Origin of the sequence: Streptomyces sp. L-9-10 (assembly GCF_004151105.1) — a bacterium.
Lineage (GTDB): Bacteria > Actinomycetota > Actinomycetes > Streptomycetales > Streptomycetaceae > Streptomyces.
Genome location: NZ_PHRF01000090.1, coordinates 101585 through 115574 on the forward strand (window position 1 = coordinate 101585; position 13990 = coordinate 115574).

Annotated in this window: 8 protein-coding genes; 6 read left to right on the forward strand and 2 right to left on the reverse strand. The window is 71.1% G+C overall.

Annotated elements, in window-relative coordinates; genetic code table 11:
• Positions 1-389: 389 nt before the first annotated feature.
• Positions 390-1838 carry a cellulose binding domain-containing protein gene (locus CU044_RS20755; protein ID WP_165371946.1) on the forward strand — a complete coding sequence of 483 codons (1449 nt, stop codon included), beginning with the start codon at positions 390-392 and terminating at the stop codon, positions 1836-1838.
• 80 nt (positions 1839-1918) lie between these two features.
• Here the strand turns inward: CU044_RS20755 and CU044_RS20760 are convergent, their stop codons facing one another.
• Positions 1919-2782, reverse strand: a complete 864-nt coding sequence (locus CU044_RS20760; RefSeq protein WP_129770218.1) for a hypothetical protein — start codon at positions 2780-2782, stop codon at positions 1919-1921.
• 880 nt (positions 2783-3662) lie between these two features.
• Here CU044_RS20760 and CU044_RS20765 point away from each other — a divergent pair.
• The 5 genes from CU044_RS20765 to CU044_RS20785 all read left to right on the forward strand — a co-directional run bounded on the left by CU044_RS20765 (position 3663) and on the right by CU044_RS20785 (position 10171).
• The gene (locus CU044_RS20765; protein WP_129770219.1) at positions 3663-5588 is read left to right on the forward strand and encodes a LamG-like jellyroll fold domain-containing protein; all 1926 of its coding nucleotides are present in this window, start codon (positions 3663-3665) and stop codon (positions 5586-5588) included.
• A gap of 237 nt (positions 5589-5825) precedes the next feature.
• Entirely contained in the window at positions 5826-6110 is a 285-nt protein-coding gene (locus CU044_RS20770; RefSeq protein ID WP_129770220.1) for a hypothetical protein, read from the forward strand.
• Complete coding sequence (locus CU044_RS20775; protein ID WP_129770221.1) at positions 6107-8215, forward strand: bifunctional polysaccharide deacetylase/glycosyltransferase family 2 protein; 2109 nt, start codon at positions 6107-6109, stop codon at positions 8213-8215. Before CU044_RS20770 ends, CU044_RS20775 begins: the two co-directional genes overlap by 4 nt.
• Entirely contained in the window at positions 8212-9321 is a 1110-nt protein-coding gene (locus CU044_RS20780; protein WP_129770222.1) for an LCP family protein, read from the forward strand. The genes CU044_RS20775 and CU044_RS20780 overlap by 4 nt, the downstream gene beginning before the upstream one ends.
• Positions 9322-9532: 211 nt before the next feature.
• A complete protein-coding gene (locus tag CU044_RS20785; RefSeq protein WP_129770223.1) occupies positions 9533-10171 on the forward strand; it encodes an HAD family acid phosphatase in 639 nt (212 codons plus the stop codon).
• Between the two features lie 95 nt (positions 10172-10266).
• Here the strand turns inward: CU044_RS20785 and CU044_RS20790 are convergent, their stop codons facing one another.
• Positions 10267-13977, reverse strand: a complete 3711-nt coding sequence (locus tag CU044_RS20790; protein ID WP_129770224.1) for a DUF4132 domain-containing protein — start codon at positions 13975-13977, stop codon at positions 10267-10269.
• Positions 13978-13990: the final 13 nt, after the last annotated feature.

Genomic DNA, 13990 nt, shown 5'->3' on the forward strand with positions numbered 1-13990 from the left:
CTCGATTCCGCGGCCGGCGGCCGCCTCGGGCTCTCCCCCGGCCGCGCGTGAGAGGGGCCGGCTCGGTGTGTGCCCGGTGCCGGATCGGGCGCGCGCTCTGCCCTGTTTCGGCCGGTAGGGCGCCATGCGCTCCCGGGCGCCTGGACCATGGTGGTCCATCTGTGGGGCAGGGAACGGATGTTGTTTCGGGGATGGCCCTCATGCCACGCTGCGAGCGGCACGCGACGCACACGGCGATACGGCGTCCGCGACGCGAAGTGCTTTGACCGAGGCCGTCTGTGTCAGGCGGTACCTCGCTTCACACCGCTGCCCACGAAAGAGGACTCGTGTCTCACTGGCTTGCTTCCAGGATGCCAAGGCGCCGGTCGGTCGTCGACGGTGGGAAAGCGGTGTCCGATCTCGGCCTCAGACTCTGGGAAGACGAACTCGGTCCCGTGATGGCCTACGCGCGGATGTGTACGCGCAGCCGTGCCGCCGGGGCCGAACTCGCCGCGCAGGCCGTCGATTGCGGTCGCGCGAGGACGTCGCCGCAGTCCGTCTCGTGGGCCGACGAACTCCCCAGCGTTCCGCGTGCCCTGCGCTGGGTTCTCGACACCGCGGTCGTGTGGAGCACAACGGACGCGCGGCGTGAGCACCTCGCGCCCGCGCTGTTGCGGTGGCTGGAGGACGGCAGTTCCCAAGAGGGCCGTCGGCGGCTCGCCTTCAACGAGGATTCGCTCGCTCTGCGCGGCCTGAGAGCACTTGCCCCGCCCGACGGGGAGTTGTTCTGGTGGAGCCGTGTGGAGGCGGTGCCGGTGCCGGAACTCGCGCGGCGGCTCGGCCGTTCGTCCCAGGACGTGTCGGCGGAGGTCGACCGCGTGTCGGCGGAGTTCCGGGAGCGGTGCTGGAGCACGCACCGACTTGAACTCGCGGATTCAACGTGCCGTTCGTACTCCGGCATGCTGGACGCCATGGCCAGGGAGAGCGCCCCGTCACCCCCCTCGGACCTGCCGGAGCACCTCGGCTCCTGCGAGAGATGCGCGGAAGCCCTCACGTGTCTGAGTGTCAAGAACGCGTCCCTTCCCAAGGTTCTGGCCGAGGCCGCCCTGCGGTGGCGCGGCCCGGCCTATGTCGCACGGCGGCGGAAGCATCCGGTCGTGGCCGCGTCTGCCGCACCCGCGGACACGACCCGCCCGCTGCCCCCTCCCGGGTCGCCCGGCGGCGGGGCAGGCAATGGGCCGCGGCCGTCCGTCCTGGTGGGAGCCGTCACCGGGGTCGTGCTGATACTGGCGGCGGCCTACGCGCTGCGCGATGACCCGGTGGTCGAGAGCGGGCCGCCGTCCGACGCGTCGCCGCCCCGGCAGGAGCGGACGGCTCCGTTGCCGCCCACCGGGGTCCCGGAGGACATGCGCACCAGCTCTCCCTCGGCGAGCATGCCCGAGAGCCCGTCCCCGTCCGCGAGCAGCCCCAGTTCGTCGTCGACCGCTCGGCACGAGAAGAAGCCACCGGCCGAGAAGCCCCCCGCGTCGCGCGACGGCGCCGGCTGCACCACACGCTTCGCGGCGCGGAACACCTGGCCCGACGGAGTGCAGGCGGACCTGTTGCTCCAGCCGGGCCGGGCCGTCCCCGAGGGCTGGGTGGTGACCTTCGACCTCGCACCCGGCGCACGCGTCGACCGCCTGTGGCACGGCCGTTACGCCACTGAGGGCAGCCGGGTGTCGGTCAGGGCGGTCGACTACAACCGCACATTCTCCGCGAGTGCGACCGTGACCGTCGGCGTGGTGCTGCACGGTGACCCCGGGGGCGCGTGGGTCTCGGACGTCCGGATGAACGGGCGGTCCTGTCGGCCGACGGCATAGCGCCGCGGCGGTCCGGGGCCGGGAGAGGGCGGTCCGGCCCCGGACCGGGACAGCGGCCTTGTGCCGCACCGGCCGCTGTCTCAGCCGGCGTTCATGGAGAGCTTCTCGATCTCGGCCGCGTCGAGTGTGTCGCGTACCGGAGGGGTCGAAGGCACGGTGAATGGCTTGTCGAAGTCGGACAGGAGCATTGCCCCCTTCGGTTTCTGCCCTTCCACCTTCACCGTGTACGGTCGGCCCTCGGTGGCGACGTACACGGTCGACTTGCCGTCCTCCGCCGAGTCGATGTGTACGGGCACCGCCTTCACACCCTCCGCCGTGGCCACGGCGCCCTTGGTCAGCTTCGCTCCGTCACCGGGGGGCTTCGCGAGACCGTCCGCCCCCACGAACTCGCAGTACGCCGACGCCATCATCAGCACGAAGGAGTCTTCCACGTCGCCGTACAGGTACTTTTCCCTGGCATCGGGGAACTTGTCGAGAATCGGCTTGGCGACCGGGTCGTTCCAGTACGAGTCCTCCAGCTTGAGCCAGACCTTGTCGCCCTTCCTGATGACACGGTTGGTGAAGCCCTCATTGGTGAACGTACCGGCGCAGTTGCCTGCCTTGTCCATCGTCAGGTCGTGGGAACTCGTGGTGGAGTCCGCCGTGGAGACGCGCATCGTCCTGGCCGACGTGGTCGCCTCCGCGCTCTTTGCCAGGATGTCCCGAGCAGAGAGCTTTTCCACTCCCGAGGGGCCCTTCCGGCCGCCGGAAGAGGATTCCGTGTCCCCCGTGCCGGAGCTCCGGCGGTCCTTCTCCTTCACGGCGCTCCCGCTCTTCGCGTCGCTCTTCGTGCCGTTCTGCGCGCCGGGCTTCCGGCCGTCGTCACCCTCGCCGCCGCAACCGGTGACGCCCAGTACGACGCCGGCGCATACCGCCGCCGTCAGCATGGTGTGTTTCCTTGTCATCACTGACTCCTTCATGGATGTGAGGTGCGTCGATACGGAGACCGGGAGCAGCCGGCCTCCGCCTCTGCCCGAGCGGCGGTCCGAGCCGCGCCCGGGTGCCCGGCTTCCCTCGAGAAGCGCACGGGAACACGGACGTTCGCTCACCGCATCGAACATACGTGCTGCTTCACATCACACCACACACGACTGACACCACAGGGTCCGCGCCGTGATGCCCGCGCACTCATCGCCGATCCACCGCCACACACTGCTCAGCCTTGCTGCGCGTTGTGCCGGTGTGAGCCCGCGTTCCGGCCCGTACGCCCGCGAGTTGAGCGGTGATCACAGCACCACATGAACCGCGCACGGTGTCCGAGCACTTCAGGAGGCCGGTTCGGTGCCGACGCCTTCGTCTCCTCGGCCCGTACCGCCTTCCGTACGTCCTCGGGGGAAGAACGGGGAGGAACGTGGACGCCAGAGCCCCTGTGAACGCTGCCCGGCGCGTTCTCTCCGGGCGGTTACCAGGTGGTACGACGCGACGGTCTCCGCGCTTTACCCGACGTACCCGGGAGAGGGCAACGCCCCCGGAGAGCGACGGCCGTTGCCTCGCCCGAACAGTGGTGGGGCACCCCACCGGTGTGGCACCGTGATCGTGCGCCTGGACCGCCCTCCCCCGTGGCGGTCCAAGCCTCTTCCCCCCCCGTGAGCAGACAAGTCTTTCCCCCCACAGCAGACGCGACGCGCTCGAAGTGCTTCTGGCGTACCCGGCACAGGCTGATATGCCGCGGGGGAGAAGCGCATGAACGTCTCCGTCCCAGGTCCTGTCCAGACCGGGTGTTCTGGTGCGCGCGATGCGGCGGGGGACTCCTCGACGAACGCCGACAGTCCCAGGAGATTCGACGTGCCGCACCCCGGGCGCAACCTGCCCCTCTCTTCCGACCGGTCATCAGCTTCACCCGATCCCTCCCTCCGGGGCGCGGCGGGGCTGAGCGATCGCGAGCTGGTACGGATCACCCTCCGCGCCTCCGGCGGGGCGGAAGCCGCCGCCCGGGAGCTCTTCGACCGTCACCGTGGCGCGGCGACCGCCTACGCGGCACAGTGCACCACCACCCCGACCGCCGCGGCTCTGCTGCTCACCTCCGCGGAGTTCGCGGCGACGCAGTCCTTTCTTGTCGACGGCGGTTCCACGGCCTGGCGGCCCTATCTGCTGAACACGCTTGTGCGCACGGCCGCCGAGTGGGCCGCAGGGGACAAACAGCACCATCTCGCGCCCGAGCTGTGCTCCTGGCTGGCGGAGTCCGGCGGGGTGGTCGCGGGTCCGGTCCAGGGAAACGGCACCGCCGGTGTCGTCCTGCTCGTCCAGGCGTTCCACCAGCTTCCGGAGCGCCTTCAGGTCGTTCTCTGGCACAGGGTCGTGGACCAGGAGGACATCGCGCAGGTCGCACGGTGTACCGGCACCAGCCAGGACGCCGTCCGCATATGGGCCGACACGGTGGAGGACAAGTTCCTCACGGTGTACGGCCGGTTGTACGAGGAGACGGCGGCGGCGCGGTGCCGTCCCTTCAGCCGTCTGGTGCTCACGACGGCACGGACCGGTCTCCCCCAAGCGCCCGGCGACGGCGGCGCGAGCGGGCTCGAAGGGCACTTGGCCACGTGCGGGAACTGTGACCGGGTGTTCCGTCATCTGTCGCGGCCGCACGGGCACGAGTGGGGACCGCCGCTGGCGGAGAGCCTGCTGCCCTGGGGCGGGGGAGACTACTGCGCGGGCCGGGCGGTGGTCCGCGCGGGGGAGCCGCCCACCGGAGCGACGGCCGGGGACGTACCCCCGGCGTCGTCCCTCCGGCTGCGGATTCTCCGGACGCGGGCTCTTCGGACGTGGGCTCTTCGGACACGATCCGGCCGGGCGCTCGTCGCGGCCGCTGTCGCCGGGGCCGTGCTCGGTGTGGTGCTTCTCAGTACCGGAGACTCCGACCCGGCCCCCGGCGATCCCGCGGCCACACTGCGGGGCTCCCACGACAGCTCCCACACCTGGAGCGGAAGCACCACGTCTCCGAAGGGGCCGGGGCCGTCGCCTTCGGTGTCACCGTCCGCCTCGAAGTCGTCCAAGTCGTCCACGTCGTCATCGAAGCCGCCGGCCGACCCGCCCTCGACGTCGAAGAGCCCTCCGGGGCCCAAGCCCGGGAAGCTCGCGGACGCCCGGCTGCGCTGGGACTTCGAGAACGCGGGTGAACGTCCCGAGGACACCTCCGCGGCCGGACTCCCGGGCAGCTACCACGGCCGGGTCGAGTGGAGCGACGACCGGAACGGGTCGGTGTGGTTCAACGGCGTGAGCTACGTGGAGACCTCGCGGGCCGTGGTCGACACGGCCCGCAGTTTCACCGTCTCGGCGTGGGCGCGGCTGACGTCGAACGGGGAGTTCTACACCGTCGCCGCACAGGACGGCGGCAACATCAGCGGGTTCTTTCTCCAGTACGCCCAGGACGACAACCGCTGGCGGCTCGCCATGGGACAGTCCGACTCCACGGAGGCGGGGGAGGACGAGGCCGAGTCGGCCGGCCCACCGGCGATGGACACGTGGCAGCACCTCACGGGGGTGTTCGACGCGGAGAAGCGGCAGATCCGGCTGTATGTCGACGGCCGCCTCCAGAGCACCGCCGCACACCGCTCCACCTGGAACGCGAACGGATCCTTCACCGTCGGACGTGGCCTGTGGGAAGGGGACGAGGCCGACCAGTACAAGGGCTACGTGGACGACGTCCGCGCCTATCAGCGGGCCATGAGCGCCTCGGAGATCTCGGCCCTGGCCTCCGCGGGTCCCAACGGCTGACATTCCTCCTCCCCTCGGCCGGGAAGGGCGGTTCACCGGGGAAAGCGCGCGTGCGTCCTGAGCACTTGGCGGCTTGCCTCACCCGCCTCCAGACCACCGTGGGCCGCACCGGCGTACCGCCGTACTGCCGGACCGCGGACGGGCGGCGAGCGCCGCCACCTCCTGCCCTCCGAGGATCATGGGACCGAGATGAAGTGCTCATGCAAACGAGCGAATGGTCTCGTTACACTCCGCCCCATGTATCTCACCCCCCACGGTAGGACGCAGAACACGCAGGGCAACCGGCATATTTTCATTGAGCGTTCAGGTAAACGTCGGAGGATAGTGCGGTTCGCGGCGATCGCCCTCGGCGGTGCCTGCGGGGCGTACCTGATGTTCGTCGCGATCGTGATCGCCGGCCTCTGGCTGCCGGCCGGGCAACAGACCCCCACCGACAGGCAGGGCTACCAACAGGTCCGGCCGCCGTCTCCGCTCCCGGACAGTTCCTTCTCCTCCCATCCGGCCGAAGCCACTCGCGGATGAGTCCCCGGCACGCACTGCGCCGTCCCCCACGCGGGCACTGGGTGCTGTTGTCGCTCATCCTCACGGTCGTCGTCGTCACCCTTCTCTTCGAAGGCTGGACCACACACGAGGTCGACCCCGCACGCGCCAAACGCCCCTGCGCCGAGCCCATCCCGCGCGGCGCCGACACCGGGCGGCCCGTACTGAGATTCACCGGCGCCGGTGCCGAGACGGCCGCCATGCCCCCGCGCACGGTGGCCCTCACTTTCGACGGCGGCCCGGACCCGGTCTGGACACCCCGCCTCCTCGACCTGCTGGCGGTCCACGGCGCGAAAGCCACGTTCTTCGTCTACGGCAAGCAGGCGGCACGCCATCCGGGACTCGTCAGACGCATCCGGGAGGAGGGGCACGAGATCGGCTCCTACACCTACACAGGCGGCGACCTGGGAGCGGCCTCCGGTCCGCGCGCCCGGATGGAACTGGGCCTCACGCAGACGGTGCTGGCCGGTGTGATCGGTGTGCACACCCGGCTGCTGAGGCTGCCTCACACCACAACGGCGGACACCCTGTGCGGCGCCGAGTGGCCGGCCGCGCGGCGCGCCGCCGGGCAGGGCTATCTCATCGTCGCCTCGGATCGCAAGGACCGGAAGCCCGCCGACGGTGCCGTGCGCCAGTACAGCCACACCGCTCTCGGTTTCCGCGAGGCACGTTCGGTGCTGCGCGATCCCCGGGTCGAACGGTTCACCACCGTCTCGGCCGGCCTCGGGCAGCCCGGGGCCACCGGCCGAGCGCCGCTCGCCGAGCGGCTGAAGGGCATGGGCCTCCTGCACGCCCAGGAGCTGGGGCGGGCACTTCCCCGGGCGATGGCCTGGGCGCTGGTGGTGGCCGGCGTGCTCGGTCTGCTGCGGCTGGCGATGCTCGTCCGGTTCGCACGGATCCACGCGCGTAGGCGCGGCGGCCGGCGGCCGGGCGGTCCGCGGGCATCCGGGGTGACCGGACCCGTCACGGTGCTGGTGCCCGCGCACAACGAAGAGGCGGGCATCGTCGCCACCGTGCACTCGCTGCTCGGCTCCACCCACCGGGACCTTCAGATCGTCGTCATCGACGACGGCTCCACAGACGGCACGGCGGCGGCCGTCGCCCGCCTCACCGATCCCCGGGTGACACTCGTGCGCCAGCCCAACACCGGCAAACCGGGCGCCCTCAACACCGGTCTCGTGGCGGCGCGGCACGCCGTCGTGGTGATGGTCGACGCGGACACCGTGCTGGAGCCCGACGCCATCCACCATCTCGTCCAGCCGATGGCCGACCCCTCGGTCGGGGCGGTCAGCGGCAACACGAAGGTGGGCAATCGCCGCCATCTGCTGGGCAAGTGGCAGCACTTGGAGTACGTACTCGGGTTCAATCTGGACCGGCGCATGTTCGAGGTGCTGGAGTGCATGCCCACGGTCCCGGGCGCCATCGGTGCCTTCCGCAGGGAAGCGCTGCTGGGCGTCGGCGGCGTCAGCGACGAGACCCTCGCCGAGGACACCGACCTGACGATGGCCCTGTGGCGGGCGGGCTGGCGGGCCGTCTACGAGGAGTCGGCCGTCGCGTGGACCGAAGTCCCGGACACCCTGGGACAGTTGTGGCGACAGCGATACCGCTGGTGCTACGGCACGCTTCAGTCGATGTGGAAGCACCGGCACGCCGTGCGCGAGACCGGCAGGGCGGGCAGGTTCGGGCGACGAGGGCTGAGCTATCTGGCGCTCTTCCAGGTCGCGCTGCCGCTCTTCGCACCCGTGGTCGACGTCTTCGCGCTGTACGCCGTGTGCTTCCGCGACCCGGTCGAAGCGGTCGCCGTCTGGTTCGGCTTCCTCGGCGTGCAGCTGGCCACGGCGGGCTACGCGCTGTGGCTGGACGGCGAGCGGCTGCGGGTTCTGTGGTCGCTGCCGCTCCAACTATTCGTCTACCGGCAGCTGTTGTACCTGGTCGTCCTCCACTCGGTGATGACGGCGCTGCTCGGTACCCGGCTCACCTGGCACCGCATGCACCGCACCGGGACCGCCGACCCCTACCAGCTCGTCGCGCCGCCCACGGACGATCGCGTCCCGAGACTTCACCGCCCGAAGGGAGACCCGCGATGACCGACCCGCTCGGTACCGCCGGCACGAGCCCACCGGGCCCGGCGGCGGCGCGGCGCGCGGCGTACGGATGGCGCGGCACCACGCCCCGGCGGCGGGGCGGCCGGCGTGCCCGACCGCGCCGCGGGCGCCGAACGGTACGGACCGTGCTCGCGCTGACGCTCACCCTGGCGACGGCCGCGTGCGGTACGTACGCCTGGGCGGCGGCGGAGCTGAACCGCGGTGTGGACCTCGACGCGTACGGCGCCGGCCCGACGGCGGGAAAGGGCACCAACTACCTGATCGTCGGCTCCGACAGCCGCGAGGGGCTCTCGGACGCCGATGTGCGCGAGCTGCGCGCGGGCGGCGGGGGAGGCCGCCGGACGGACTCGGTCATGGTGCTGCACACCGGGGCCGACGGCACGGTGCTGGTCAGCCTGCCGCGCGACTCCTGGGTGACGATCCCCGGCTTCCACGATCCGGCGACCGGTAAGAACGTCCCGCCCGCCAAGGACAAGCTGAACGCCGCTTTCGCCTATGGCGGCCCCGAGTTGCTGGCTCATACCGTGGAACACAACACCGGTCTGCGCATCGACCACTACGCGGAGATCGGTTTCGCCGGCTTCGTGAAGGCCGTCGACGCCATCGGCGGCGTCCGCTTCTGCCTGGACCGGGACATCAAGGACGAGAAGTCCGGGGCGGATCTCCGCCGGGGCTGCCGGACGCTGCACGGCGGGGAGGCGCTCGCTTTCGTCCGCCAGCGCCATCAGGAGGCCGAGGGCGACCTCGGGCGCTCGGCGAACCAGCAGCGGTTCCTCTCGGCGCTGGCGCGGGAGGCCGCCACGTCGAGGACCTTGCTGGACCCCTCCCAGCTGTATCCCTTGCTGGACGCGGGCCTTGACACGCTGGTCGTGGACCGGGAAATGGACCTGCCGCAACTTGCGCGGATGTTCCGCTCGTTGCAAGGCTCCGGCGGGCAGGTCAGGCGGGTGGTCATGCCGGTGGACGCGGTGGGGCTCCCCACCTCCAAGGGGCACGTCATCCGCTGGGACACCGCGCGCGCCGCGCTGCTGCTCCGGCAGATCCGGGAGGACCGGCCGGTGACGGGTTCCGGCGGTCGCGGGGACTGACCTCCGCACGGAGAGCGGTCGGCGTCGGCCCCGGTCGGCGCCGGCCTCGGCCGAAACGCTCGCCCTCGCTGAGCGTTTCGGACAAAGGTGCTACCGGTCAGTAGTAAGAATGTCGCCGGGCATTCATGATGGGACGCGAGCATGACAACTCGTTCGTCAGGCCACTGTCCACGAGCCGTTGGCAGCTTCCCCCACATTCAGGAGAGCCCCGATGCATGCACGCGCCACCATCCCGCGCACCGCTGCGGCACTCGCCGCCACCTTCGTCCTCGTCGCGGTCCCCGTCGCCTCGGCCACCGCCGCAGAGACGGCCCCGGCGGCCCGCACCACCGAGGCCACCGCCTCCGTCGCCGGTGTCGACTACACCGCCTGGCAGCGGGACGTCGCCGCCGTCGTCGCCGAGGCGCGGCCCTGGATCGAGACCCGCACCGCGAGTGCCGGCACCGAGAAGCAGGCGATCGTCCTGGACATCGACAACACCGCGCTGGAGACGCACTTCCACCCGTTCTGGCAGCTGCCCACCCCCGCCGTCTCGGACGTCCGGGAGCTCGCCCGCTACGCCGACTCCCGTGGTGTGGCCGTCTTCTTCGTCACGGCCCGTCCCGGCATCATCTACTCCCTCACGGACTGGAACCTGAAGGAAGCCGGCTACCCCGTCGACGGACTGTACGTACGCGACCTGCCCGACCTCTTCGACGAGGTCAGCGCCTACAAGACGGAGAAGCGAGCCGAGATCGAGGCGAAGGGCTACACGATCATCGCCAACATCGGGAACAACACCACCGACGTCGTCGGCGGCCACGCCGAACGCACCTTCAAGCTCCCGGATTACAACGGCCAGCTCTCGTAGTGTCCTGAGCCGGGAACGCGGGAACTCGTCGAGGAACTCCTGCCGACCGCGCGATCGGCCACCGCGCGGTCGGCAGGATCACGGTCCGACGGTCGTCATCCCGGGTTTTCCTCCAGGACATCGGTCAGGTCGAGGAGGAGTTCGGACGCCGCGAGGGGATCGATCCCGCCGAAGCGGACCTCGCCCCGGTGGTTGGGGTACCAGTGTGTGCCGATCCAGACGCTCGACAGGCGGACGGGGGCCGCGTAGTCCAGGTCATTGATGTTGAAACCGTCTTCGGGCGCCACGCTCACCACCTGGTTGGGACCGCACACCTTGTAGACGCCGCCGAAGCCGCCCGCGTCCAGGACGTCCATGCGCTGCCAGCCGCGTTTGGTGAGACCGAGGAGCGCGCCGGTGACGACCGTGGCCCGCTCGAAGCGCGGCAGGCTGGACCCGGCGGCCTCCTCCGGCGTGAGACGGAGGACCGGGCGGGCGAGCTGGCGGAACGGCTGGAGGATCTCGTAGTCGGCGAAGACCTCCCGCCAGGCCGCGAGGGCGTCACCGAGGTGCAGCGGGTGCGGGATCCGCACGGTCGCGTCGTCGGGCAGGACGAACGTGTCGTCGGCGTGGTCGGCGAGGGTGCCGTCCTCGGCGACCCGGAAGGTGTGTGCACCGGCCTCGTGGGCACTCGACCACACCAGGCGGCGGGCCGGATGACGCATCAGCGGGTGATGCGCGAACAGGTCGCGGAACTCGGCCGCCGTCCACGTACCGCCCTGGACCATGGCGGTCTCCAGGCGCTGGATCCGGTCGGCCGCGACGGTGCGTACGTCCTTCTTCAGTGCGCCGAAGCGCTTGCGCTCGGCGGTCGCGAGGCCGGTGTCGTCCGCGGCACCGGGCTTGGGCAGGTCCTTGCGGCGCTTCCCGGCTCCGTCCAGGACGTACGGCCGCAGGAGTTCGTCGAAGCCGACGGTGAAGCGCCGCGTACCGTAGTCGATGACGGTGGTCCCGTCGGGTCCGAGGCCCAGATCGGGCACGAGCCGGTCGGCCAGCTGGTCGGCCGTCAGGCCCAGCCCCTCGGCCACCGCGCCGATCTTCTTCCGGGCGTGCTCCTTCAGTCCGGTGAACTTCACCCGCTGCGCGATCCCGTGCAGATGGGTCAGGGCCACGTCGCTGCCGATCTCGGCCAGCACGTCCAGACCGTCCACCGCCCGGCGGTGCGCCGACTCACCGGGCCAGGCGCGGATCACGGGGGTCAGCCGGCGTACGGTCTCGTCGTCGCCGAGCCGGCCCAGCGCCGTCAGCGCCCAACTCTGCTTGGCCGGCATGTGGGCTTGGCGCCAGCGCTGGAACACGCTCCACGCGAACTCGGAGAGAGACGCGGGCTCGCAGATCTCCTCGACCACGTCCAGCCCCGGGTAGTGCGCGCCCGGCGTGGACAGGGCGAGCATGGTGACCACATGCCGCGTCGCCTCAGGGGGCAGTGCGCCACCGGCCCGGACCGCGATCTGCGGCAGCAGCCGGGGATCGGCCCAGTCGGGTACCTGCGGCATGGTCCGGGGCAGTGTGTCCGTCAGCGGGTCGGCGTAGTCCATCAACTGACCGATCGCGGCGGCGGCCTGCGGCCCGTGGCCGACGGCGGCCTCGCGCACCGCGGTGTCGCCGTGCCGGGCGGCGATGTGCAGCAGAGCCGCCTCCGCCGCCCGCCGGGCCGGACCGGCCGGTCCGACCGCGTCCGGTACCAGGAGTTCCGCCGCCCGCGGTCCGTTCCTGTCGAGCCATGAACGCGCCGTGGCGGCCGACGTTTTGAGCCGCACCAACCAGTCGGCCATCATCCGGGCGATGCCGGCACTGAGGAAGGGAAGGAGCAGGTGCCCGGCGATCTGCGGCTCACGGGCGGCCAGCCGGACGAGGAACGTGTGTGCCTTGAGGCCGAACTTGGCCATGAACGGCCGCAGGACCTCCTGCCCGCTGTAGAAGGAGGTCGGGGCCCAGCCGTCGAGCAGCGGCAGGATCCGGTCTTCGGGGAGTTCCATGTACCAGCCCGCCCTGTCCACGTCGTTGGACAGATATCCCTTGCGCAGCCGGTCCTTGTCGTACTTCATGTGCTGGGGCCAGGGCCAGGGCACATAGTCGGTCGGGGTGGCGGCCCACTCCTCGCGTTCCCCGGGCAGCCACGCCTCGACAGGTTCCTCGGGGGCGGCCAGGCCCGTGACGGTCAACGGCCGGACGGTCCTGCGGGGCCGGGTCCAGGGCGGGCTCGTCAGCAGGCCGGGCAGGTCGGTGGCGTCGGCGTCCGGCAGCCGGCCGGAGTCGTCGAGGACGGCCCGGACGGCCTCACCGGCCGCCGCTTCGAGAGAGGGCAGGTGCTCGGTGGTCAGCTCCGGATGAGCCCCGATGTGCGAGACGAGCAGGGAATGGACGGCGGAGCCCGGCCCGTCCGAGGCCGCCGCGCGGGCCAGCAGCCGCAGGGCGCGTACGGGATAGCGCTCCATGGCCTTGACGACGTAGGGTCGTATGTCCTTCTCGCCGACGTGCTCCACGAAGTAGGACAACGCCCGGTCGGTGGGGACTTCGAGTAGCGCGCGGCGCAGTTCGGTGGGCTTGCGGTACGAGGTACGCGAGTGCTGCCACGCTTGCAGCCCCTGGATGATCAGCGCGTCGACGGCGGCACCCGCCCCTTCGGCCACTGTGGCGAACTCCGCCTGATCCGGAGGCACTTGGTCGTGCTCGGCCACCGTCGCGACCTGCTCGGCCGTGTGCGGCAGACAGCGCAACAACGATCGCAGACCGTGCTCGCCCGCCAGAGCCGCGGCGTTGGCGGAGCAGTCGGCGAAGCAGCCGGCGACCCAGCCGGTCTCGGTCGGGACGAGGTAGGCCACCACGATCCGGTGGGTGAAGTCGTCGCGATGGCCGGACAGCCGTGCGACGGCTTCGTCGTACGTCCGGTCGTCGCAGTCCGCGAGCAGCTCGCGGACCCGGTCGAGTGCTTCCCGCAGTCCGCCGTGAAGCGGCCTCGCGGATCCGGTGACAGCGGCGACGGAAGGGTGGATCGGCCCCGCCAGGGAGGAGACGGTGTTCCCCCGCCCCCTCAGCTCATCGTACTTGTGAGGGGAGTCCGCGTCCCAGAACAGAGCGGAGGACCGGTCCCACAACTCGTCGCGCAGGCGCACCAGACGAGGATCCGCCTGGTGGACCCAGGCGACCTCAAGACCCACCAGATGCATGACCCCGGACGCCGCGAACGGCAGCCCGTGAGCGGCGGCCCACGCGTCGACGACCGCGCGCAGGCCGACGTCGACGGTGGTCGCCATGGTGCCGATGACGGCGGCACCGAACGGGTCGGGTTCACCATGGAGGTGTGCCAGCGCGGCCTCGACCAGCGCCGGGGCCGTCCGTTCGCTGAAGGTCGCCGGAGTCCAGTGCTCGCGGTCGCGCAGCAGTGTCAGCGTACGGGCATCCTGCTTCGGATCAGGGGCGGACGGCGGACGGCGGACACCGCCACGCCGGGGGTACAGCGTGTTCCGCCACGCCGCGGGAAGCCGGAACGTGTCCTCGTCCGGGCGCCGTTGTGCCGTGGGCGCGGCGTCGGCCGGCGCTGTGGCGGCCGGGGCTCCGGCGGTCGTCTCCTGGTAGCCCTTGCGTTCCTTCTGCATGATCGTTTTGGCCAGGTACGCCTGGGCCGCCGTGGCGTCGGCGAACTCCTTCTCCTGCTCCTGCCCCCGTGTCCCCGTGCGCCCGTAGCGGACCGTCACCACGGTGCCCGAGGCCTCCGCTTCCCAGAACTTCGAAGAGGTCCCCTGGTCGAACTCCCAACGGCGCATGGCGCGGACCGTC

Bases quoted from the DNA above. Each gene is read 5' to 3' on its own strand.
- CU044_RS20790 (WP_129770224.1), bottom strand. From the start codon at position 13,977: ATGCGCCGTTGGGAGTTCGACCAGGGGACCTCTTCGAAGTTCTGGGAA.
- CU044_RS20780 (WP_129770222.1), top strand. From the start codon at position 8,212: ATGACCGACCCGCTCGGTACCGCCGGCACGAGCCCACCGGGCCCGGCG.
- CU044_RS20785 (WP_129770223.1), top strand. From the start codon at position 9,533: ATGCATGCACGCGCCACCATCCCGCGCACCGCTGCGGCACTCGCCGCC.
- CU044_RS20770 (WP_129770220.1), top strand. From the start codon at position 5,826: ATGTATCTCACCCCCCACGGTAGGACGCAGAACACGCAGGGCAACCGG.
- CU044_RS20760 (WP_129770218.1), bottom strand. From the start codon at position 2,782: ATGACAAGGAAACACACCATGCTGACGGCGGCGGTATGCGCCGGCGTC.
- CU044_RS20775 (WP_129770221.1), top strand. From the start codon at position 6,107: ATGAGTCCCCGGCACGCACTGCGCCGTCCCCCACGCGGGCACTGGGTG.